Here is a 22,333-nt window from a genome sequence, read left to right on the forward strand (position 1 = left end):
GCAGGAAGTCGAGGCCTTTGCGAAAGGCGCCATCCCTTGAGAAATGAAGACCACGCCAACTCATTTCGCCACTGCTTCGTCAACGTTCCTCCCGCCAAGCAATCAGAGCCGCCGGCCCGCATCTCAGTCAGCAGGGCGTATATTGGCACGTCCGTAATGGAAGCAGCAGCCACATATGAAAGTCGCATAAGATAGATTATGGAACTTGTGCATTAGACTGAAGCTGGAAATTGCTGCGATTTTCACGGGCTTGGCATGATCGACGCGTGTTGCCTTGAGCCGATGGCCAACGCTACGCTGTGTCGATGACGACAGGAAAGCGTGACATCGAAGCGGCGATCGAAGTGTTCGTGCACGGCTTCAGCACCGACAAGAGCCGTTCCTTTCCCTACGAGGCCAGCCGCGTCGGACCCTTGTGGCTGATGCGCGATGCCGAGCGCAAGAATGCACGCGACTACCGTGGCGAAGAATGGATCGTCCATGACGTCGCCGCCGAGGAAGCCGATGCCATCGTGCGGCAGCATGCGCGGCCAAGCTTTGCCGTTTCGGTCGTGATCGCGAATGACGGCCCGGACGAACCGACGCGAACTGCCTACAAGGCGCTCGGCTACCGGCTGCTGCGGACGGAAGGCTTTTTCGTCCAGTCGCTGCGCCAAATTCCAGACCCGCCAGCAATCGTCTCTATCGAACGCGTGAGGACGGCTGAACGCGCTGCACAACTGGGAAAGGTCATACGCAGGCGGCCACTTCCAGACGATCAACTCGGCGACGATGCGCCGTTTCGCCAGTATGTGGCGCTCGATGGCGACGCCATCGTCGGGCGTGTGCGCAGCATAGACGCCATCGGCGCCACATGGTGCTCGGCAATGTTTGTCGAGCCTTCGCACCGGCGTCGAGGCATCGGCCAGGCGCTGATGGCCAAAATGCTGCATGACGACAAAGCGCATGGGTCGCGGTGCTCGATGCTGTTGGCGACGCGTGCCGGAGCGCTGCTTTATCCCCGCATGGGCTATGAGCGGATTGGAACGCTGCTGATCTTCGCGCCGAAGAACCGAACGTCCTTATAAGATCTGCTCGTATCATGCTGTCTCATAAAGGAATTTCGATCACCATGCCGTCATAGGCCGGAGTGACGTTGGCCGGCACCTCGGCCTTCACCGTGGCATAGTCGAGCGGCACATGCATATGCGTCAGCACGGCCTGTTTCGGCGCCAGTTTTTCAATCCAGCCAAGCGCCTGACCGAGCGACAGATGACTGGGATGGGTATGGTACTGCAAGGCATCGATGACCAGCATTTCCAGGCCGAGCAGCCGCTCGGCGGTGGTATCCGGGAAGTCGCTTATATCGGGGCAGTAGGCCAGCCCGCCGATGCGGAAGCCGAGCGAAATGATGTCGCCATGGATCTGCGGCAGCGGCTCGAGGGTGAGGGCACCGCCCTCGCCTTCGATCGTCACCGCCCTTGCGTGATCGATGATGTGCGGCCTGACGATCGGCGGATAGGAACTGCCAAGCGGCGTCTCGAAGCAATAGCCGAACGCTTCGCGCAGCCTGAGCATGGTCGGCTGGTCGGCGTGGACATCGATCAAATGGCGCTGCTCCAGCACGTAGCCGCGCAGATCGTCGATGCCGTGGATGTGGTCGGCGTGCGGATGCGTATAGACGACGGCGTCGATGCGCCGGACCGCCGCCATCAGCATCTGCTCACGGAAATCAGGCCCGGTGTCGATGACGACCGTGGTTCTGGCGCCGTTGGCTGCTATCCGCTCGACGAGCGCGGCTGAGCGTGTACGCCGGTTTTTCGGATTGGCCGGGTCGCAATTGCCCCAATCGCCGGTGATGCGCGGCGTGCCAGGTGACGAGCCGCAGCCGAGGATGGTGAGGCGCAGCCGGTCGCTCATGCGTCAGAGCCCGGCGGGCCGCGGCATCTTGCCGAACAGCCGGAAGAAGTTTGCCGTCGTCAGCGTCGCGATCTCGGCTTCGCCAACGCCGACCGTCTCCGCCAGCACCTTGGCTGTATGCGCGATATAGGCCGGCTCGTTGCGTTTGCCGCGGAACGGCACCGGCGCCAGATACGGTGCGTCGGTCTCGACCAGCAGCCGGTCATGCGGCACATCGGCTGCGATGGCGCGTAAATCGGCGGAGTTCTTGAAGGTCAGTATGCCCGAGAAGGACACATAGCCACCAAGCGCCACGCCGACCTCTGCCAGCCGTCGCCCCGACGAAAAACAATGCAGGATGAAGGGGAAGGCGCCCTTCCCTGTTTCGTCTTCGAGGATGGCAGCCATGTCGTCATCGGCATCGCGCGAATGGATCACCAGCGGCAAGCCGGTCTCGCGCGCGGCCGCTATGTGAGTGCGAAAGCCCTGCGCCTGCGCATCGCGTGGCGCCTTGTCGTAAAAATAGTCGAGCCCGGCCTCGCCGATCGCCACCACCTTCGGGTGCGCGGACAGGCGCACAAGGTCCTCAGCCGTCACATCCAGCTCTTCGCCGGCATTGTGAGGATGAGTGCCGACCGAGCAATAGATTTCGTCGAAACTCTCGGCAATCTCAAGCACTTGCGCAAACCGCTTCACGCGTGTCGAGATGGTCACCATGTGACCTATACCGGCAGCCTTGGCGCGGGCGACGATGGCCGCCCGCTCCTCGGTGAAATCCGGAAAGTCGAGATGGCAATGGCTGTCGACGAGCATCAGGCGCTCGCCTCAGGGTTTTCGACATAACGCGGAAACACACCCTCCGGCGCGGGCAGCGCCGTGCCGGGCACCAGCGCATAGTCGGCATGGACATGCGCGAAGTCACGCTTGTCCGCCGGCACCGCCAGCAGGTCCAGCAGCTTGCCGGCCGACCCCGGAATGTAGGGCTGGCACAGCAATGCCACGCGCCGCACCAGTTCGGCGGTCGTCCACAGCACTGTTTCCATGCGCGCCGGATCGGTCTTCTTCAGCGCCCAGGGCGCCTGCGAGGCGAAGTAGCGATCCGCTTCCGCCACAACGCCGAAGATCGCCGCCAACGCGAGATGGATGCCCTGTTCCGCCATCGCGTGGCGCGCGGTACCCAGCGCTTCCACCGCCTGGTCGAGGATCGCGCTGTCGGCTTCGGTCAGCTCGCCGCGATGCGGCACCACGCCGCCGCAGTTCTTGGCGATCATCGACAGCGAGCGCTGCGCCAGATTGCCGAGACCGTTGGCGAGATCGGCATTTGTGCGGTTGACGATCGCGTCATGGCTGTAGCTGCCGTCCTGGCCGAATGGCACCTCACGCAAGAAGAAATAGCGCACCTGGTCGAGGCCGTAATGCTCGACCATGGTGAAGGGGTCTACGACATTGCCGACCGACTTCGACATTTTCTCGCCGCGGTTGAACAGGAAGCCATGCGCGAAGACGCGCTTCGGCAGTTCGATGCCGGCCGACATCAGGAAAGCCGGCCAGTAGACAGCATGGAAGCGGACGATGTCCTTGCCGATAATGTGCGTGGCCGGCCAGTAGCGCCATTGCTCGGCCTTGGTGTCGGGATAGCCGGCAGCGGTGATGTAGTTGGTCAAGGCATCGACCCAGACATACATCACATGCTTGTCGTCGCCGGGCACCGGCACGCCCCAATTGAAGGTCGTGCGCGAGACCGAGATATCCTTGAGGCCGGATCTGACGAAGCTCATCACCTCATTTCGGCGCTCGGCCGGACCGACGAAATCGGGCTGGCTTTCGTACAGCGCAAGCAATTTGTCCTGATAGGCGGAAAGCCTGAAGAAGTAGCTTTCCTCCTCGTTCCACTCGACCGGCGAGCCAAGCGGCTCGCGCCGCACGCCGTCGTCGCCGAGCGTGGTTTCGCTCTCTTCGAAATAGGCTTCCTGGCGGACCGAATACCAGCCGCTATAGCGGTCGAGATAGATGTCGCCATTGGCCGCCATAGCCTTCCAGATCGCCTGACACGACTCGTAGTGGCGTGGTTCCGTCGTGCGGATGTAATCATCATTCGAGCCGCCCAGGACCTCTGTCATCGAACGGAAGATCGCCGAGTTGCGGTCGGCAAGCGCGAGTGGCGTTATGCCTTCCTTCTCGGCCGTCTGCTGCATCTTGAGGCCGTGTTCGTCAGTGCCGGTGAGGAAGAGCACGTCCTTGCCGTCCAGGCGCTGGAAGCGGGCCAGCGCGTCGGTCGCAATGACCGTATAGGCGTGGCCGATATGCGGCTTGCCGTTCGGATAGAAAATTGGTGTCGTGATGTAGAATGTGTCGCGTGACATGAATGAACCGTCATGAATGGCCGAATGAATGTGAGCGGTGGATATCGCATCGAGACGGCGATTGCCATCCCGCCCCAATGCCGAAACCGGTCACATTCGCATTGCGGAATTCAGGCGGTCGATCATGGTCAAGGCGTGCTGCTTCTTGTCAAGATTGTAGGTATCGGTCTCAGATATGGCGTTCAGCGCCTCGTGCCAAGTGTCGGACAGCGTTTTCGCCCGCGCGAGATCCCCAGCCAGCGCGGCTTCACTGGCGCCGGTGGAGAGCAGATCGAGCGCGCGGCGGTTGAAGATGTCGAACTGGATCGCCTGGTCGCGGCCGGCGACGGCCTCGGCAAGGCGATAGGCGCCGGCGATGTCGCTCCTGCCCGACGTGACCAGGGCGTCGAGGGTGCCGGCAATCTCCAGCCCGCCATATTGGGTCAGAAGGATCGCATTGCGGGCGCTGCCCCCTGCCCGTTCCGCTAGTGCCGCGCGCGCAGCAGGATCGGAAGGTGGCGGCGGCTCGACGGTCTCCAGAACACTCATCAGGCTGCCGGCATCGAGCGGCGTCAGCCGCACCATCTGGCAGCGCGAACGGATCGTCGGCAAAAGGCTGCCCGGCGCATGCACGATGAGGATGAACAGCGTGCGGCTCGGCGGCTCCTCGAGGTTCTTCAGCAAGGCATTGGCGGCGTTGGTGTTCATGTCGTCGGCCGGATCGACGATCACCACCCGGTAGCTGCCGTCATGCGAGGTCAGCGACAGGAAGCGGTTGACCTTGCGGATCTCGTCGACGGTGACGACGGTCTTGAAACTCTTGGTCTTGTCGTTCAGCGGCCGGGTCAGGTGCAGCACGCCGGGATGCGCCCCGGTGGCGATCTGGCGAAACAGCGGTGAGGCCGGATCGGGAACGGCAAACGTGTCCGGCGCCTGGTCGAAGGCCGGATGCTTCAACAGATGGTGCGCCAGGTGAAAGGCAAGCGTCGCCTTGCCGATGCCGACCGGCCCGGCAAAGATCAACGCATGCGGCAGTTTTCCCGAGCGATAGGCGGCAGCGAGCATCGCGGCCGCCTGCTCATGGCCGACCAGGCGCAGCGTCTCGGACGGCTCCGGTACACCGTCCAGCGTGTCGTGCTGCTCGGGAGCGATGCGTTCGAAGATCATGCGGGCGCCGCCTGTCGGTTGCGCGCGGGCGCCCTCGCCTCAAGTGCGGCGAACACCACCGCGGTGATGACATCCTCCACCGCAGCGGGAGGCGCCGACGCGTCGATCACGATGCAGCGGTCCGGCTCGGCGGCTGCGATCGCCAGGAAGGCGTCACGGCGGCGCTGGTGGATGTCCAGCGTCTCCTTTTCGAAGCGGTCCGGACCGTCCTCGGCGCCACGCCGCGCGGCGGCGCGCCGCAAGCCCTCGGCGGGGTCAATGTCAAGGATCAGCGTCATGTCCGGCATCATGCCGTTGATGGCGACCTCCTCCAGAGCTTCCATGAAAGCCGGATCGAGGCCGCCGGTGACGCCCTGATAGACGCGCGACGAATCCAGGAAACGGTCGCAAAGCACGATGGAGCCGCGCTCCACCGCCGGCCGGATGACCTGCTCGACATGGTCGGAGCGTGCGGCGGCAAACAGCAGCGCCTCCATCTTCGGCCCGAAAGGCTCGGCGGCGCCGGACAGGAGCACGTGCCTGACCGCCTCGGCGCCGGGTGACCCCCCGGGTTCGCGGGTGAGGAGGACATCGTATTTCTTGGCGCGCATCTTCTGGGCCAGCCGCTCGATCTGCGTCGACTTGCCGGCGCCCTCGCCGCCTTCGAAGGTGATGAAAAATCCGCTTGCCAATCGAAAGGCCTTTGTCCTGCTTTGCGCTGGTGTCTTAGTCCGCGCCCGAGAAAAGGTCCACGCCGCAGGAACTCAACGCAGCCAGCCTACGGCCAGTTCCCTGGCGGCATCAAACGCTCGTTGCGGCAGTGTGCCGACGCCAACCGATTCGGCGGCGAAAAGCGGGGTTTCCTGGCTCAGCGTGTCGCCGATCCAGACGCGCAGCGCGCCGACGGGCTGTCCCTCCTCCACCGGCGCCGATACCGGCCCCTGATAGACGATCCTGGCGGTCAGCTTGTCGCGGTTGGCGATCGGCAGCAGGACGTCGATGGGCGCCTTTGCCTTCAGCGCTACGCTGGATTTGGCGCCGCCGAACACCTGGGCCTCGCCGACCACTTCGTTGCTGGCGAAAATCTCGGTCTTCTCGAAGGAGCGGACGCCCCATTCAAGCAGCTTGCGCGCTTCCTCGGCGCGCTCGCGGTCGTTGGCCAATCCGCTCATCGCCGCGATCACCCGCGTCCCGTCATGGCTGACCGAGCCGACGATGCCGAAACCGCCCGCCTCACTCGACCCGACCGCCAGCCCATCGGCACCGATGCCCATGGCCAGCAACGGGTTGCGGTTCTTTTGCGAGATCTTGTTCCAGGTGAAATCGGCCCGGCCGTAATAGAGATAGAGATCCGGATATTCGCGCCATATATGCAGACCAAGCTGCGCCAGTTCGCGCACTGTCGTCTGCTGGCCGTCGGCTGGCAGGCCGGTGGAATTGACAAATGTCGATTTCGGCAGCCCGATCTGGCGCGCGCGATCGTTCATCTGAGCGGCGAAATTCTCTTCCGAACCGGCCATGCCTTCGGCCAGCACCATGCAGCCGTCATTGGCGGCCTGTATGGTGACCCCCTGGATCAGGTCCTCGACCCGGACCGCCGATTTAAGCTTGGCGAACATGGTCGACGTTCCCGAAGGCGCACCGCCCTTGCGCCAGGCATTTTCCGAAACCACGAAGGTGTCGTCGAGGCTCATGCGCTTCGACTTGATGGCGTTGAAGACCATCTCCATGGTCATCAGCTTGGCCATCGAGGCCGGCGGGATCGGTTGGTCGGCATCCTTGGAAAACAGCACCGTGCCGGTTTCGGCATCGATCATGAAAGCCTGCGTGGCCTTGGTCTCGAAAAGCTGCGCGTTGGCCGGAACCAGCGCGGCAAGCAAGAAGCCAAGGCCAAAAAGCCCGGCAAAAGGGTGGAAAAGGCGAAATCGCATGAAGAGGCTTGACCTGTTAGCCGGCAGAAACTTGCCGCAACGCTATCAGGCTTCTTCCCGGCGGATCAACCGCGCAATCACAAAACCGGCGTGCCTTTGTTGGTCAGTTGCGCACAGCCAGCGCGTCCGGCGCGCCATGCGACCATGCCGCGCGCAAGAGGTCGTCGACATTGCCGTGGCCATCCGGATAGAGATTGACCGCGTACCAGTCATTGCCGTCGAGCTCGGTGCTCTGGATTTCCGTCCTGCCGAAGGGTTTTAGGGCCGCAGCCACCCGCTTTGCCTCGGCGGCATCGTCGAAGGAGCCGGCGGCGACATAGTCGGAAACGGCAGGCGCCGCCTGCGGGTTGGATTTCTTCCACGATTGCAGGATGTCGGCTGGCGACATGCCCTGGTCGTCAAGCGCTGCAAAGACGTCGGCGCGCTGTACGCGCTCATCCGCATAGGAGAGCGAAGCCACGGCAAAGGACGATTCCGGGCGCTGAGGCACGATCGGCCCGAATTCAGGCAGCGTCACATCGCTTGAGGCCGGTGCCTGCATCGACATCACTGGCTGTGTGTCGGAATTCGTCAACTGACCAGGAAACGGCACTACGGCAGGGGGTGCGCCAACAGATAGGCTCGGCGAAGGTCCGTTCATCGCCACCATGACGCCGGTCGGCAAGCCATCGGACGGGTCCGGGCGGTTGTTGCCCGGGCGATAGGAGGCGACCAGATATTGGTCGTCGTCGCCGTCGAGCGGCGCGCGGCCGATATATTCCACTTTGACCCTGGCCGTGCCGACCTTGGCATAGTCGAGCATTTGCGCGGCGCGTTCCGAGACATCGATGATGCGTCCCTCATGATAGGGGCCGCGGTCGTTGACGCGCACGATGACCGAGCTTCCGGTCTCGGTGTTGGTGACACGGGCATAGCTCGGCAGCGGCATGGTCGGATGCGCCGCGGTCAGATGGGTCATGTCGTAGACTTCGCCATTGGCTGTGAGACGACCGTGGAAGGCATCGCCATACCAGGAGGCGAGACCGACCTTGGCGTAGCGCTTGTCTTCCTTAGGGTAATACCACTTGCCGCGCACCTGATAGGGCTTGCCCAACTGGTCGCGGCCGCCGCCGCGCCGCATGTACTGAACGCGCGGGCTGGCCTTCACGCCGTACTCGGTCTCGGCAAAATATTCCTTCGAGCGAGGCTTCTTGTAGACCATGGCTTTCGGCTCGGACTGCGGCGACGCGCACGCGGCCAGCAACGCAGCCGAAAGAGCGCACAACACCAAAGCAGGAGCGCGACGAAGACGCCGATGCGTCGTGGTCTGCATGTTTTCCGATGTCCCCTACCGTCTCGACACAGGCGCCGCTTCTAGAATTTCGGCGGAGCCAGATGAGCAATGCCTGCGACGCGCCAATCCCCATCCCTTGTGCGCAGGAATTGTTTATCAGCGTATTAATCGATTGTGTCCGGAACCGGGCAGGAATGTGGCGGCCAGGTCCCGGGCTGGCCGGGCGCCAGTGAGGAGGCATCCGAGACCTCTGTCCTTTGGAGTCTGGGTGTGAACCTGTGGCATGAAGCGCGGCTGCCTGGAACCGACCGACCCGAGATACGTTCTGCGCCTCATGGATGAATTCATTGAACGTTTCGGGCAACAGACGTGGCTGCCCTTTTCCGTAATTTCAGCCAGGCTTTTGCTCGCGGCCGTCCTTGGCTCCATCGTTGGGATCGAACGCGAATGGCGCAACCGGCCGGCCGGATTGAGGACACACATCCTAGTCTGTGTTGCGACGGCTCTAATTGCCATCCTCACGATCGAGATTACTCATCTTCACGTCTTCGATGGTCAGGAAATCGCCATTGATCCTATCCGCTTGATCGAAGCCACGACTGCCGGCGTGGCATTTCTGGCCGCGGGCTTGATCTTCTTCTCCAAGGGCGAGGTTCAAGGGCTTACCACTGGGGCGGGCATGTGGCTGGCAGGCGCCATAGGCCTGGCGGTTGGGCTCGGGTTCTGGCAGATCGCGGCTTTGGCTACCTTGCTCGCACTTGTCGTGCTGGGTCTTCTGCAACTTGTGCAGGTCGGCAGCAAGGATCGCAATTAGATCCCGGCTCCTTCGAAAACGGGTTCGCAGCTCCGTTCGGGTAACGAACGCCACCCCCTATTATCCATGGCAGCGCCGATGGTTGACTTGGCGATGGGCAACGCTCTAGAGAAATGAACCGCAAGCTGGTCCGGAAGGATAGGTATCATTCGATACCAACTGTCGTTCACTGGGTCGGTTGATGTTCCTAGATGATTGAAAAGTCACGTTGGAGGGATGGCCGAGCGGTTTAAGGCACCGGTCTTGAAAACCGGCGTGGGTGCAAGCCCACCGTGGGTTCGAATCCCACTCCCTCCGCCAGATATTTGGCTACCGTGCTGAATTGCCTCTGTATTTTCAAAGAGGGCCAAATCTTTCCTAAGTTATTCCTAACTTCCTAAAACGAAGAAGCCTGCCACCGCGAGGCAGCGGGCCAGCGTGAGCGCAAACGTTGCGCCAGCCTCAGGATCAACGTTCGTCCTGGCGATAGAGCCGTTTGGTCGCGCGGTCGCTTTCCATGCGTTCTGCAGGACCACGGTGGCGTCGGGTCATAAGAACGTATGCCATCAATAGGGCCAGCAACAGTGGCCCACCAGCAACGACGATCAACCACATCACACTTTCAAACATGAGGCATCTCCTTCACGTCACAACCGTCAAGGAGAAGAACCGTTCCGTTCAAAGTTACAGCAACACCAGCACCTCCTGCGACTGAGGGCCGTTTTCCCATGTGACCGTTTCGGAAATCCGGGCTCCGCTGCAACAAAAGGCTGCGGCTGCACGTTGCGGTTGATCATTCAACCAGGAGCAAAGCAAATGGCCGACGACAAAACGAAGACGGACTTCCGCGATCGGGACCGCGTCTCTGCCGATGAGGATTATGAAGTCGAGTATTTCGCCACCAAGGCCGGCATCACCCCGCAGCAGGTCAAGGAATTGATCGCGAAGCACGGCAACCGACGCGAGACGCTGGAGCGGGAAGCGAAGGCTCTGGGGAGCGGTAGGTAGGCCGGCATGCCAGAGTACCAGGTGGAAGAGTGGCATGGAGAGGAGTGTGTCTCAACTCAGGCCACGAGCGCCGATGATCCGTTATCTGCGGTAGAGAAGGTCACGGGCCAAAGGGTGTCGCCTAGAGCGCTTCAGGAGCATTGGTTTCGTGTGGTCGATGAAGATGCGCGAAGCACGCATGAATTCAGCCTTGAGGACGGCGGCTCGGCTGGAGATTTCGCAAAATAGCCATGACCAGAATCTCGGACCTGCATTGGGACCAACGCTGCAGATAGACGAGAAAGGTGCAGCCGCCGGGCGGACCCGACGGCTTATCGTCGATTGGATCGCTGCCGCCGCATGGGGCCTTAAGGCGCGGCCGGCGCCAGCTTGGCGGCTACTTGGTCGATCTTGTCGGCAAGTACGCTATTGGCCCAATCTGTCACCTCAGGGTCAACGGGCTTGTTGGCCATTTGGGCAAGGGCTGCATCGATCGATGGGACGTTGGCAGCGGCAGCTGTGGCGGCGGTCTGAGCAGCGGCCGCATCCTGGGTGGCGTCATCGAGCGCTGCCTGTGCTGCATCGAGGTCGGCCTGCGTCGGGACATCTTCGGGCGGGGTATTCGGGTCAGCCGCTTTCGCATTCAGCGCGTCGAGCGCCGCTTTGGCGTCGGCAACCGCCTGATTAGCGGCATCGAGCGCCGATTGAGCGTTCTTGGCTATTGCCGACTGTGTCACAAAAGCCTGCACGCCAGCGAAGTTCTTGCTCTTGGAGTGCATAAAGGCGTTGGCGTTGCGCTGCAGTGAGTTCAATCGGCCCAGCTTGGCATGGATATTCTTTTCCTTGGACACTGAACCGGTAGCGGCCTTGGCGACCTGGCCCTTGGCGGATGCCGACTTGCCGAGCGAACCGCCGCCTCCGCCATTGCCGCCAGCATTACCGTTTCCTCCGCTATTGCCATTGCCATTGCCGTTACCGTTACCATTGCCATGGCCGTTACCATGGCCGTTGCCACCAGCAGCAGCCAGGGCCGGCGACACCAGAAGCGAGAACACCGCAAATGCAGCAAAAAGGGTCTTTCGGGATGTCATAACTACCTCCGAGATTGCCACCGCCACTAACCGCTATAGCGGGCAACATGAGGAATCGCTAACACAAAGGGTAAACTTGGATATAGCTGTGCTTTCATTGCGACAACGAAGCGGCCGGCCGGCGAAACGCCAACCAGCATAACTCTTTGAAATTGCTGAAGTAGATCACCCTCGTTGGGACCGGCCGGCCTTCCGAACTCAAAGGTCCTAGACCGATCGGACCAAGGTCTTAAGCCGTGGTTTCGGCCGCGACTCAGAAGTCGTGACGGCGCGGCGACCTTCGGTAGTCGGCACCGTATCGGCCTGAGGCCGAGCTCGACATCGATCCGCTGCTGTGTCCCAAAACACCGCCTAAGTGGTTGTATTAACTGTCTTTTGATGTAAGCGCTAGTCTGAGGTAAATTTCGACCGGCATCTGGCGGGCTTACGTTATGCAGCATCGAACGTTCTTTGGCGGCAAGGTCACCGAGATCCCCACTTCGTTACATTGCGATCCCAGGGGAATGCTGACCGCTATCGAGTTCAGCGGTTACAATTTCCAAGCCGTGCGGGCGTTCGTCGTCACCGCGCCGCGCGGCACGTCGCGGGGCGGACATGCACACGGCTCGGGCCGGCAATTGATGATGCAGCTGTCGGGCGAGATCGGCATCGAATTTCGCTATCAGGAACAGATCGAACGGCTGACGCTCACCGCATCGAACCGCGCGGTGCTGGTCGATGCCCCGGTGTGGGCGCTGCAGACCTATGAAGGCGAGAACCCGTCTTTGCTGGTTTTCTGCGATACCGAATACGACCCTGAAAACTACGTATCGAACCCCTGATGACACTCATCGGGAAAGGAGAGGCCGCGATGCGCGCCAGGACATGACAGCGCCTCGCGGCAGAATGGCTATTCTCGGCGCCGGCATCATGGGCGCCAGCCTCGCTCTCATGATGGCCCGCAGAGGCTACGCGGTGTCCCTCTTCGACAAGGAGAGCGAGCCGATGGCCTGCGCCAGCCGTTGGAACGAGGGCAAGATTCATCTCGGCTATCTCTACGGGAACGATCCCTCGCTGCTGACCGCCCGGCATCTGCTTTCGGGAGGACTGTGTTTCGGCAGGCTTGTTTCCGAGCTGATCGGAAGCAATCTGGAAGCGCACACGACCTTTTCGGAAGACCTTTATCTGGTCCATCGCAACTCGATCGTCGCTGCCGAGGCGCTGGGGGCGATCTTTGAACGTGTGGATGTATTGGTGCGCAGCCACGCTGACGCCACCAGCTACCTTGCCGACGTATCGGCGGCGCGGTCGAAACGGCTTTCCAGAACTGAATTGGCCGATGTCACCAACTCGGACCAGATCGTCGGCGGCTTCCAGGTGCCGGAGCGATCCATCAACACGCGATGGGTTGCCGACCGGCTTTGCGCCGTGCTTCGGGGTGAACCCAACATCAGCTTGCGAATGGCGGCCAAAGTCCTGTCGGCAAAGCCGGTGGACGGAATTGACGGGAAATGGCGCGTGGCGGTCGCAGGCGAGAAAAGCGAGGCGTTCGACATTGTCGTCAATTGCCTATGGGAGGGGCGGCTGGCTGTCGACCGCACGGCCGGCATCGAGCCGGTTCCCGGATGGTCGCACCGCTACCGGCTTTGCCTGTTCGGCCGCACCAGCCAGCCTGTCGATGTGCCGTGCGCGGTCGTCGCCCTTGGCCCATTCGGCGACATAAAAAACTATGACGGGCGTAACTTCTATCTCTCCTGGTATCCGAGCGGGTTGCTTGCGGAGAGTGGCGTATTGTCGATTGAAACGCCACAAGCGCTCGATGCCGACGCACGACAGCGGTTCATCGGCGACGTTCGCGCCACGCTCACCCGGTTGGTGCCCAGTGTTTCCAGCATGTTCGACGATGCCGAGGAGCTTGAGGCGCGCGGCGGCTTCGTGTTTGCGCAAGGGCGTGGTTCGCTCAGCGACCCGAAAGCCACGATCCATTGCCGCGACCAATTCGGGATCAACCGCTTCGGCAACTACATCTCGGTCGACACAGGTAAATATTCGACGGCGCCGTGGCTTGCCGACAGGCTGGCGCGGCAAATCTGCGGGATCGACTGAATGTGTGAGACAGAACAGGGCGGCGCGAAGCAGGTAGCGCAGAAACAAGTCGAGCTTCGATCCGGCTGGCGGCCGAAGGTCACGGCGCTGGTGCCATGCTACAATTCGGCGGCATTCATTTCGCGTACGCTGGACAGCCTCGCCGCGCAGACCTGGGACAATATCGAGATCCTGGTCGGCGAGGACAATTCGACCGACGCGACATTCGAGATCGTTTCGGCCTTCGCCGGCGGCCGCGACGATGTCCGCATCCTGCGTCGGGACAAAAACCTGGGATGGCTGAAGAATTCCAACGATCTGATGGCCAATGCCAGCGGCGAATTGATGTTCTTTGCCTTCCATGACGACGTCATCGATCCAAACTATATCGAGGCGCTGGTGCGGGCGCTCGATGCCAATCCCGAGGCCGTACTGTCGTTCAGCGATGTCGAAGTGATCGAAGTCAGAGGCGAAAGTGCCACGTGGAAGTTCGACCTGCTGGAGGGCTTGCAGGACGGTTTTGCGCGTGGCCGAGTGATGGCGCGCCAGCCGCATGGATGGTGGGTCCCCAACCGTGGGGTATTCAGGGCCTGGGCGTTCCACCGCAGCGGCGGGATCAAGCCCAACAGCCAAGGCGAATTCAGCGCCGACTGGACCTGGCTTCTGCATCTGTCGCTGCTCGGCGGCTTTGTCCGCGTGCCGCAAGTGCTCTGCCACAAATACTATCGGGCGGGCAGCATCAGCCGGCGCTGGGAACGCAACAGCACCCAACGAAGGGCATTGAGGGCGGCGGGGATAAGGGAGGTCTGGCACAGCGAGGCCGGCCTTGCACAGAGAACCTTCCTCGCTGCCTATATCGCCTTGCGGCCGTGGCGGTGGCTGCCGCGATCGCGAGAAGCGGAAAGACGGCGAAACAGGCAATCGGTGCATGGCAGCCCGGACAATTAAGAATGGCGCCGGCGACGTGTCAAAGCGGCTGCGTCAAGACACCCTGCCCGGCCAACGACGATTTCCGCGCATATCCGGCTGCCCCAAAATGGCACTCCGGTTGATTTTTCACGCGAGTTATGGTCGTTCTCCCGCCCATGAAAAAACTATTCCTTGCGGCGCTGGCCTCGGTGACGCTGGCCTGGCCCGCCCACGCGATGGACGCCGCCCTGCGCGCCGGCCTGCTGAAACTCGACCCGGAGACCCGGCTGGAGCAGAGATGCGACGCCGAAGTGCTCGACCGCATCAGCCATGACGACCACAAGTACAAGGCAGACCGCGTCGTCGCCTACGCCTTCGCGACGCCGGAAATGAAGGCCGATGCCATCCGCAGCCCGGGCGCTGCCTTCCGCAGCAAGGGGCAGTGGTACCGGCTGAAGTTCAAATGCGAGACGGCGCCTGACCATATGGAGGTCCTGCAGTTCCGTTACCGCATCGGCGACGAGATTCCGGAAGCCGACTGGGCGAAGTACAATCTCTACGACTGAATTCGCTGCGACCAGAATTCTCTCTGGCAGAACGACCTTCCCTATTCCCGTGGCTTTCAGCGTCGGCCGTTGGAGCGGTTCAGCTTTTTATAGAGCGCTGACCCACTCTAACTCTTTGTTTTTGCATGATTCCGGACGGAAAACCGCTACGCACTTTTCCTGGAATTGCGCCGGCAGTCTCTTGACGCGCGGGAACCATACACGTTAGGGCGTCGGCATATCCGACGACGAACACGCCGATACAGCAAGGGGCTCCGGTCGATGGACATTTTCAGCGCTGCAAGCATGACGGCCCTCCTCCAGGTCATCGCCATCGATCTGGTGCTTGCCGGCGACAATGCCATCGTCATCGGCCTTGCCGCCGCCGGCCTGCCGGTCGAGCAGCGCAAGAAAGCCATCCTGATCGGCGTGTTGGCGGCGACTGTGCTGCGCATCCTGTTTGCCGCCGTCACCGTCAAGCTTCTTGCCATTGTCGGCCTGCTGCTGGCCGGCGGCATCCTTTTGTTGTGGGTGTGCTGGAAGATGTGGCGCGAGCTGCGGACGTCGCATGCCGACGAGTTCGAGGCGACCGAGGCGCTCTCCGATTCCGACCTCAACAGCGACAGAACGGTAGGTGGCAAGGCGCCGCGCAAGACGCTCGGCCAGGCGGCCCTGCAGATCGTCGTCGCCGATGTTTCGATGTCGCTGGACAATGTGCTGGCGGTCGCCGGTGCGGCGCGCGATCATTTTCCGGTGCTTGTCATAGGCCTGGTGCTGTCGATCGCCTTGATGGGCTTGGCCGCGAGCTTCATTGCCAAGCTGCTGCACCGCCACCGCTGGATCGCTTATGTCGGCCTGCTGATCATTCTCTACGTCGCGATCGATATGGTCTATCGCGGCGTTGTCGAGGTCTGGCCGCATGTCAGTCCTGTGGTGAGCTGACTCTGCCGGTCCTACAGCTTCTGTATATTACGGGTATCTGCCGGAGGCAGTGGTCGCGTTCGCCGCAGCCGCTGCCCATACCAATGCCGCAATAAGTGTGGTACTGGCCGCCGATCCCGAAAAACCCGGAATGTTTCTCATGTCTGCGCCTCGCGTCAGTTTCGTCAGCCTTGGATGCCCGAAGGCGCTTGTGGATTCCGAGCGCATCATCACGCGCCTGCGCGCCGAAGGCTATGAGATCGCGCGCAAGCATGACGGCGCCGACCTTGTCGTCGTCAACACCTGCGGCTTTCTCGATTCGGCCCGCGACGAATCGCTCAACGCCATTGGTTCGGCGCTTTCGGAAAACGGCCGGGTGATCGTCACCGGCTGCCTCGGCGCCGAGCCGGACGTCATACGAGAGAAACACCCCAACGTCCTCGCCATCACCGGCCCGCAGGCCTATGAGAGCGTGATGGCCGCGGTGCATGAGGCGGCGCCGCCCAGCCACGATCCCTATATCGACCTTCTGCCGCCGCAAGGCGTCAAGCTGACGCCGCGCCACTACGCCTATCTCAAGATTTCCGAAGGCTGCAACAACCGCTGCACCTTCTGCATCATTCCGGCACTGCGCGGCGACCTCGTCTCGCGCCCGGCGGCCGATGTGCTGCGCGAGGCCGAGAAGCTGGCCAAGGCCGGCGTCAAGGAACTGCTGGTCATCTCGCAGGACACCAGCGCCTACGGCATCGACATCAAGTACCAGACGTCGATGTTCGGCGACCGCGAAGTGCGGGCGAAATTCCTCGACCTTTCGGAGGAGCTGGGCAAGCTCGGCATCTGGGTACGCATGCACTATGTCTACCCCTACCCGCATGTCGCCGATGTCATCCCGCTAATGGCGGATGGAAAAATCCTTCCCTATCTGGACATCCCCTTCCAGCACGCCTCGCCGCAGGTGCTGAAGAACATGCGCCGTCCAGCCCATGGCGAAAAGACGCTGGAGCGCATTCGCGGCTGGCGCGAGGTGTGCCCGGATCTGGCGATACGCTCGACCTTCATCGTCGGTTTCCCCGGCGAGACCGACGAGGATTTCGAGATGCTGCTCGACTGGCTGGACGAGGCCAGGATCGATCGCGCCGGCTGCTTTAAATACGAGCCGGTCCGCGGCGCCCGCTCCAACGATCTCGGCCTCGAACAGGTGCCGCAGGAGATCAAGGAAGCGCGCTGGCATCGCTTCATGCAGCGCCAGCAGAAGATCTCGGCGACGCAGCTGGCCAAGAAGGTCGGCAAGCGCCTGCCGGTGCTGATCGACGAGGCGCATGGCACGTCTGCCAAGGGCCGGACAAAATACGACGCGCCCGAGATCGACGGTTCGGTGCATATCCAGTCGCGCCGCCCGCTGCGCCAAGGCGACATCGTCACGGTCAAGATCGACCGCGCCGACGCCTACGACCTTTACGGCTCGGCGGTTTAGAAAATTACCAAAAAGGGCGCCTCCCGGCGCCCTCGGATTTTTGGCACAGCCCTCGGCGCGGTTTCGCAGTCGAAGCGTGCAGCCCGCGAAATGAAAAAGGGCGCCGCGCGGCGCCCCTTCTCCTTTGCGTTTCCGATATTTACTGCGGCAACTTGTCGTCGACGCCCTTCACATAGAAGTTCATGCCGAGCAGCGTGCCGTCGTCGGCGACTTCGCCGTCCTTGAGCCACGGCGTGCCGTCCTGCTTGGCGACCGGTCCGGTGAAGGGGTTCCAGCCATCTGCGATTTTCTTGGCGGTTGCCTCGGCCATCGCCTTCACATCGTCCGGCATGTTGGTGAAGGGCGCCAGCTTGACGGCGCCGTCCTTGATGCCGAGCCAGACATTGTCCGGCTTCCAGGTGCCGTCGAGCGCTGCCTGAACGCGGCTGATGTAGTACGGCCCCCATTCGTCCGTCAGCGAGGTCAGCTGCGCGTTCGGCGCGAACTTGATCATGTCGGAGGACTGGCCGAAGCCGTGCAGCTTGCGCTCTTCCGCCACCTGCAAGGCAGCGGTGGAATCGGTGTGCTGAACGATGATGTCGGCGCCCTGATCGAACAGTGCCTTGGCCGCGTCAGCTTCCTTGCCCGGATCGAACCAGGAGTTCACCCAGACGATCTTGGCCTTGAAGTTCGGGTTGACCGACTGCGCGCCGAGCATGAAGGAGTTGATACCCATCACCACTTCGGGGATCGGGAAGGAAACGATATAGCCGGCGACCCCTGCCTTCGATTCCTTGGCGGCGATCTGGCCGAGCACATAGCGGCCTTCATAGAAGCGCGCATTGTAGATGCCGAGATTGTCAGCGGTCTTGTAGCCGGTGGCGTGCTCGAACATCACTTTGGGGAACTTCTTGGCGACCTTCACTTCCGGGTCCATGAAGCCGAAAGAGGTGCCGAAGATGATCTTGCAGCCTTCGCGCGCCAGACGCTCGAAAGCGCGGTCGGCATCGGGACCTTCCGAGACGTTCTCGAGATAGGCGGTTTCGACCTTGTCGCCGAGCGCCTTTTCCACCTCGAGGCGGCCCTGGTCGTGCTGGTAGGAATAGCCGAAGTCGCCGATCGGGCCGGTGTAGACCCAGCATGCCTTCAACTTGTCGGCGGCCTGCGCGGACGCCGCCAGTGACATGGCGGCGGTCGTGGTCATCAACGCAATAAGCAGTTTTTTCATTGTGTTACCTCTCTGAGTTTAGCCTTGGAGCTTCCCGTTTGTTTTTGTTGTCAACGATCCGGAACGAATGGCTGCCCCAAGGAAGCCGGCGTGTTCATCATCGTCAGACGCTTGTTGCGCGAGATTAGAACGAGAACCACGACGGTTGCCAGATAGGGCAGAGAAGAAAGCAGCTGCGAAGGCACCGGAATGCCAAATGCCTGTGCATGAAGCTGGCCGATCCACACCGCGCCGAAGATGTAGGCGCCGGCGAGCACGCGCCACGGCCGCCAGGAGGCGAAGACGACCAGCGCCAGCGCGATCCAGCCGCGGCCCGCGCTCATGTTCTCCACCCATTGCGGCGTGTAGACCAGCGACAGATGGCCGCCGGCAAGGCCGGCGCAGGCGCCGCCGAAGATGACCGCGAGATAGCGGTAGCGGATGACCTTGATGCCGAGCGCATGCGCCGATGTGTGGCTGTCGCCGATCGAGCGCAGAGTGAGGCCGGTGCGGGTCTTGAACAGGAACCACATGACGGCCGCCGTCAGCGCGATCGAGATGTAGAAGATCGGGTCCTGGCCGAACAACAGCCTGCCGACCACGGGAATGTCGGTGAGCACCGGAACGTAGAGGTTTGGCAGCCGCTCGCCGGGCTGGCCGACGAAGCTGGTCCCCATCATGCCGGAAAGGCCGAGGCCGAGCAGCGTCAACGACAGGCCGGTCGCCACCTGATTGGTGGCGAGCGACAGCGTCATCACCGCAAACAGCAGCGAGAACACCGCGCCCATGGCAATTGCCGCCAACAGGCCCATCCAGGGCGATCCCGTGAGATAGCCGGCTCCGAAGCCGCCGACGGCGCCCATGATCATCATGCCTTCGACGCCGAGGTTGAGCACGCCGGAGCGCTCGACCACCAGTTCGCCGATGGCCGCTATTAAAAGCGGCGTCGCCGCCGTGGCGATGGTCAAAAGGATGTTGACGGCGATGTCCATCAGCGGGCTTCCTTCAACTTCGGCGCGGCTTCAAGCTTCGCCGCGCTTTTCGTCAGCGCCATGCCGACCAGACGGATGCGATAGTGGATGAGCGTGTCGCAGCCGAGCACGAAGAACAAAAGCATGCCCTGGAACACGCGTGCCACTTTGTCGGAAATGCCGAGCGCGCTCTGCACCGCCTCGCCGCCGAGATAGGTCAACGCCAGCACCAGGCCGGCGGCGACAATGCCGAGCGGATTGAGCCGGCCGAGGAACGCGACAATAATGGCGGTGAAGCCGTAGCCGGGCGAGATCACCGGCTGGAGCTGGCCGATGGCGCCGGAGACTTCCGAAATGCCGGCAAGCCCAGCCAGCGCGCCTGACAGCAGGAAGGCGAAGAACACCATGCGGTTGAGGCCGAAACCGGCGAAGCGCCCTGCCCTCGGGCTGGAGCCGAGCACGCGGACCTCAAAACCCTTGAGCAGGCGGCTCATCAGCACCCAGATCAGCACGGCTGCGATGAGAGCGAAGACAAAACCCCAATTTGCGCGGCCGGCATCCGGCATCAGTTCCGGCAGCACCGCCGAGTCGTTGAACTGGATCGTCTGCGGGAAGCCGTGGCCCTGCGGATCGCGCCAGGGACCGCGCACCAGCCAGTCGAGGAAAAGCTGGGCGACATAGACCAGCATCAGGCTGGTCAGGATTTCGTTGGTGCCGAAGCGCGTCTTTAAGAGAGCCGGGATTGCAGCGTAGGCGGCGCCGCCGACCATGCCGAACAACAGCATCAGCGGCAGCACCAGCGGGCCTTCGAACCCGGGAAACAGCACCGGAATGGCCGAGCCGAAAATGCCGCCGAGGATGAACTGTCCCTCGGCGCCGATGTTCCAGATGTTGGCCTTGTAGCAGACGGACAGGCCGACCGCGATCAGGATCAACGGCGCGGCCTTGATCGCCAGCTCATGCAGCTGCCAGACCTGGCTGATCGGCTCGATGAAGTAAATCCCGAAAGCAGTCAGCGGGTTGACGCCGAGCAGCGCGAACAGAACCGCGCCGGCGATGATCGTCAGAGCGAAGGCGATGAAAGGCGACAGCGCCGAAAACAGCATCGAGCGCTGTGGGCGTTTGACGAGTTCGAGGCGCATCATGCCGTCTCCAGACCATGTTCGGCGTGGCCGGGCTCGGCGCCGCCCATCAACAGGCCGATCTTCTCGAAAGTGGCCTCGGCGATCGGCAGCGGCTTCGACAATTCGCCATTGTGCATGACCGCGATCGCGTCCGAAATCTCGAACAGCTCATCGAGGTCCTGGCTGATGACCAGAACCGCCGAGCCACTGCGCGCCAGTTCGATCAGCGCCTGGCGGATATGAGCGGCGGCGCCGGCGTCGACGCCCCAGGTGGGTTGGTTGACGACCATGACGGCAGGGCTGCGGTCGAGTTCGCGACCGACGATGAATTTCTGCAGATTGCCGCCCGAAAGGGCCGCAGCTTCCGGATCGGGCGCGCTCTTGCGCACATCCATCGCCACGATGATGCGCTGGGCGGCGGCATAGACCGCACCGCTTTTGACGGCGCCGCCGACGCCGACAAAAACCTTGCCGTCGGTGGCGTGCCGCGACAGAAGCAGGTTTTCCGAAAGCTTCATGCGTGGCGCCGCGCCATGGCCGAGGCGTTCTTCCGGCACGAAGGCAGCGCCCATCAGCCGCCGGCCTGTGATCGAGAGCGAGCCGGCATCCTTGCCGCGGATGCGCACGGATGCGGCGTCCTGCTGCAGCACCTCGCCGGAGACGGATTCGAAGAACTCGCCCTGGCCGTTGCCGGCGACACCGGCAATGCCGATCACCTCGCCGGCGCGCACAGTGAGGTTGATATTCTTCAGCGGAATCGAAAACGGCGTTGCCGGCTTGCGGCTGAGGGCGCGGATTTCGAGCAGCGGCTGCGCGGTCTCGATGCCTTCGGCCGGCGCACGCACCACGGCCTTCACCTCGTTACCGACCATCATGCGGGCCAGCGACGAAGCCGTTTCCTCGCGCGGATTGCAATGGCCGACGACCTTGCCGTGACGCAGCACGGTGGCGCGGTCGCAAATGCGTTTGACCTCTTCCAGCCGGTGCGAAATGTAGAGGATGGATTTGCCCTCGGAGCGCAGGCGCTCCAGCGTCTCGAACAGCTTGTCGGCTTCCTGCGGCGTCAGCACCGAGGTCGGCTCGTCGAGGATGATGAGCTGCGGCGTCTGCAACAGGCAGCGGATGATCTCGATGCGCTGGCGTTCGCCGACCGAGAGATCGCCGACCAGCGAGTCCGGATCGAGCGGCAGGCCATAGCTGAAGGAAAGCGCCCTCGCCTTGGCCGCGATCGAGCTGATCGGTGAGCCGTCATCCAGAGACAGAGCGATATTCTCGGCCGCGGTCAGCGCCTCGAACAGCGAAAAGTGCTGAAACACCATGCCGATGCCGAGCTTCTTCGCCATGCCCGGACTGGTGATCCGCACCGCTTCGCCGTTCCATAATATCTCGCCGGAATTGGGCTCCAGCGAGCCGAACAGCATCTTGACCAGCGTCGACTTGCCGGCGCCGTTTTCGCCAAGCAGCGCGTGGATCTCGCCCTTGGCGATGTTGAGGTCGATATGATCGCACGCCGTCAGCGTGCCGAATATCTTGGTCAGGCCACGAACCTCAAGCAGGTTCGCTCCATCATGATCTGCACTCACAGTGCCTCCCATCCGGTTCCCGGACATGTTCTGTGTTCCCGCCAGCATGGTATGCGCTGGCCGCTCTCGTGCGAAAGCAGCACCCACCTTGAAAGAGCTTCAAGAATTTCAGCGG

The 22,333-nt window shown here is 62.3% G+C and carries 22 protein-coding genes and 1 tRNA gene; 10 read left to right on the forward strand and 13 right to left on the reverse strand.

The window, feature by feature from the left end:
• Nucleotides 1-305: 305 nt before the first annotated feature.
• Nucleotides 306-1,067 carry a GNAT family N-acetyltransferase gene (locus tag NKJ75_RS17020; RefSeq protein WP_352499974.1) on the forward strand — a complete coding sequence of 254 codons (762 nt, stop codon included), beginning with the start codon at nucleotides 306-308 and terminating at the stop codon, nucleotides 1,065-1,067.
• Between the two features lie 22 nt (nucleotides 1,068-1,089).
• Here NKJ75_RS17020 and NKJ75_RS17025 read toward each other — a convergent pair whose 3' ends face one another.
• The 7 genes from NKJ75_RS17025 to NKJ75_RS17055 form a co-directional block, all read right to left on the reverse strand.
• The gene (locus NKJ75_RS17025; RefSeq protein ID WP_023745047.1) at nucleotides 1,090-1,899 is read right to left on the reverse strand and encodes an MBL fold metallo-hydrolase; all 810 of its coding nucleotides are present in this window, start codon (nucleotides 1,897-1,899) and stop codon (nucleotides 1,090-1,092) included.
• 3 nt (nucleotides 1,900-1,902) lie between these two features.
• Complete coding sequence (locus tag NKJ75_RS17030) at nucleotides 1,903-2,691, reverse strand: TatD family hydrolase (RefSeq protein WP_023696113.1); 789 nt, start codon at nucleotides 2,689-2,691, stop codon at nucleotides 1,903-1,905.
• Nucleotides 2,691-4,241 carry a methionine--tRNA ligase gene (gene metG, locus NKJ75_RS17035; protein WP_023745048.1) on the reverse strand — a complete coding sequence of 517 codons (1,551 nt, stop codon included), beginning with the start codon at nucleotides 4,239-4,241 and terminating at the stop codon, nucleotides 2,691-2,693. Before metG ends, NKJ75_RS17030 begins: the two co-directional genes overlap by 1 nt.
• Nucleotides 4,242-4,331: 90 nt before the next feature.
• Nucleotides 4,332-5,387, reverse strand: a complete 1,056-nt coding sequence (locus tag NKJ75_RS17040; protein WP_023835238.1) for a DNA polymerase III subunit delta' — start codon at nucleotides 5,385-5,387, stop codon at nucleotides 4,332-4,334.
• The gene (tmk, locus tag NKJ75_RS17045; RefSeq protein ID WP_023668949.1) at nucleotides 5,384-6,058 is read right to left on the reverse strand and encodes a dTMP kinase; all 675 of its coding nucleotides are present in this window, start codon (nucleotides 6,056-6,058) and stop codon (nucleotides 5,384-5,386) included. Before tmk ends, NKJ75_RS17040 begins: the two co-directional genes overlap by 4 nt.
• 72 nt (nucleotides 6,059-6,130) lie before the next feature.
• A complete protein-coding gene (locus tag NKJ75_RS17050) occupies nucleotides 6,131-7,297 on the reverse strand; it encodes a D-alanyl-D-alanine carboxypeptidase family protein (protein WP_352499975.1) in 1,167 nt (388 codons plus the stop codon).
• Between the two features lie 103 nt (nucleotides 7,298-7,400).
• A complete protein-coding gene (locus tag NKJ75_RS17055; RefSeq protein WP_023835237.1) occupies nucleotides 7,401-8,609 on the reverse strand; it encodes a septal ring lytic transglycosylase RlpA family protein in 1,209 nt (402 codons plus the stop codon).
• A 244-nt stretch (nucleotides 8,610-8,853) separates the two neighbouring features.
• On the opposite strand from NKJ75_RS17055, the gene NKJ75_RS17060 reads away from it, so the two are divergent.
• On the forward strand, nucleotides 8,854-9,384 hold the full coding sequence (locus NKJ75_RS17060; RefSeq protein ID WP_023728036.1) for an MgtC/SapB family protein: 531 nt from the start codon (nucleotides 8,854-8,856) through the stop codon (nucleotides 9,382-9,384).
• A 210-nt stretch (nucleotides 9,385-9,594) separates the two neighbouring features.
• Nucleotides 9,595-9,684: transfer RNA gene (locus NKJ75_RS17065), tRNA-Ser, on the forward strand.
• A 147-nt stretch (nucleotides 9,685-9,831) separates the two neighbouring features.
• Here the strand turns inward: NKJ75_RS17065 and NKJ75_RS17070 are convergent.
• Nucleotides 9,832-9,993 carry a hypothetical protein gene (locus NKJ75_RS17070; protein ID WP_023691300.1) on the reverse strand — a complete coding sequence of 54 codons (162 nt, stop codon included), beginning with the start codon at nucleotides 9,991-9,993 and terminating at the stop codon, nucleotides 9,832-9,834.
• Nucleotides 9,994-10,179: 186 nt separating this feature from the next.
• On the opposite strand from NKJ75_RS17070, the gene NKJ75_RS17075 reads away from it, so the two are divergent.
• The gene (locus NKJ75_RS17075) at nucleotides 10,180-10,371 is read left to right on the forward strand and encodes a DUF3606 domain-containing protein (RefSeq protein WP_023668952.1); all 192 of its coding nucleotides are present in this window, start codon (nucleotides 10,180-10,182) and stop codon (nucleotides 10,369-10,371) included.
• A gap of 347 nt (nucleotides 10,372-10,718) precedes the next feature.
• Here the strand turns inward: NKJ75_RS17075 and NKJ75_RS17080 are convergent, their stop codons facing one another.
• Nucleotides 10,719-11,462 (reverse strand): hypothetical protein, encoded by a 744-nt coding sequence (locus NKJ75_RS17080; protein ID WP_352499976.1) that lies wholly within the window; start codon nucleotides 11,460-11,462, stop codon nucleotides 10,719-10,721.
• 410 nt (nucleotides 11,463-11,872) lie between these two features.
• On the opposite strand from NKJ75_RS17080, the gene NKJ75_RS17085 reads away from it, so the two are divergent.
• The 6 genes from NKJ75_RS17085 to rimO all read left to right on the forward strand — a co-directional run bounded on the left by NKJ75_RS17085 (nucleotide 11,873) and on the right by rimO (nucleotide 17,354).
• Entirely contained in the window at nucleotides 11,873-12,262 is a 390-nt protein-coding gene (locus NKJ75_RS17085) for a sugar 3,4-ketoisomerase (RefSeq protein ID WP_023696117.1), read from the forward strand.
• A gap of 43 nt (nucleotides 12,263-12,305) precedes the next feature.
• Nucleotides 12,306-13,526 (forward strand): FAD-dependent oxidoreductase, encoded by a 1,221-nt coding sequence (locus tag NKJ75_RS17090; protein WP_352499977.1) that lies wholly within the window; start codon nucleotides 12,306-12,308, stop codon nucleotides 13,524-13,526.
• Entirely contained in the window at nucleotides 13,527-14,453 is a 927-nt protein-coding gene (locus NKJ75_RS17095; protein WP_352499978.1) for a glycosyltransferase family 2 protein, read from the forward strand.
• A 119-nt stretch (nucleotides 14,454-14,572) separates the two neighbouring features.
• Entirely contained in the window at nucleotides 14,573-14,980 is a 408-nt protein-coding gene (locus NKJ75_RS17100) for a DUF930 domain-containing protein (RefSeq protein WP_032889884.1), read from the forward strand.
• 261 nt (nucleotides 14,981-15,241) lie between these two features.
• Complete coding sequence (locus tag NKJ75_RS17105; RefSeq protein ID WP_023668959.1) at nucleotides 15,242-15,901, forward strand: TerC family protein; 660 nt, start codon at nucleotides 15,242-15,244, stop codon at nucleotides 15,899-15,901.
• Between the two features lie 139 nt (nucleotides 15,902-16,040).
• On the forward strand, nucleotides 16,041-17,354 hold the full coding sequence (gene rimO / locus NKJ75_RS17110; protein ID WP_023691314.1) for a 30S ribosomal protein S12 methylthiotransferase RimO: 1,314 nt from the start codon (nucleotides 16,041-16,043) through the stop codon (nucleotides 17,352-17,354).
• Between the two features lie 139 nt (nucleotides 17,355-17,493).
• Here rimO and NKJ75_RS17115 read toward each other — a convergent pair whose 3' ends face one another.
• Genes NKJ75_RS17115 through NKJ75_RS17130 form a run of 4 tightly spaced genes read right to left on the reverse strand, consistent with a single transcriptional unit; the run spans nucleotide 17,494 to nucleotide 22,230 of the window.
• On the reverse strand, nucleotides 17,494-18,561 hold the full coding sequence (locus NKJ75_RS17115) for a BMP family ABC transporter substrate-binding protein (protein ID WP_023682527.1): 1,068 nt from the start codon (nucleotides 18,559-18,561) through the stop codon (nucleotides 17,494-17,496).
• 50 nt (nucleotides 18,562-18,611) lie between these two features.
• Nucleotides 18,612-19,532 carry an ABC transporter permease gene (locus NKJ75_RS17120; protein ID WP_023682526.1) on the reverse strand — a complete coding sequence of 307 codons (921 nt, stop codon included), beginning with the start codon at nucleotides 19,530-19,532 and terminating at the stop codon, nucleotides 18,612-18,614.
• Nucleotides 19,532-20,656: an ABC transporter permease gene (locus NKJ75_RS17125; RefSeq protein WP_027050893.1), complete on the reverse strand. Its 1,125-nt coding sequence runs from the start codon at nucleotides 20,654-20,656 to the stop codon at nucleotides 19,532-19,534. Before NKJ75_RS17125 ends, NKJ75_RS17120 begins: the two co-directional genes overlap by 1 nt.
• Nucleotides 20,653-22,230: an ABC transporter ATP-binding protein gene (locus NKJ75_RS17130; protein ID WP_352500008.1), complete on the reverse strand. Its 1,578-nt coding sequence runs from the start codon at nucleotides 22,228-22,230 to the stop codon at nucleotides 20,653-20,655. Before NKJ75_RS17130 ends, NKJ75_RS17125 begins: the two co-directional genes overlap by 4 nt.
• Between the last annotated feature and the right edge of the window lie 103 nt (nucleotides 22,231-22,333).

The organism is Mesorhizobium sp. M0058, from assembly GCF_040323095.1.
In the GTDB taxonomy this organism is placed as follows: Bacteria; Pseudomonadota; Alphaproteobacteria; order Rhizobiales; family Rhizobiaceae; genus Mesorhizobium.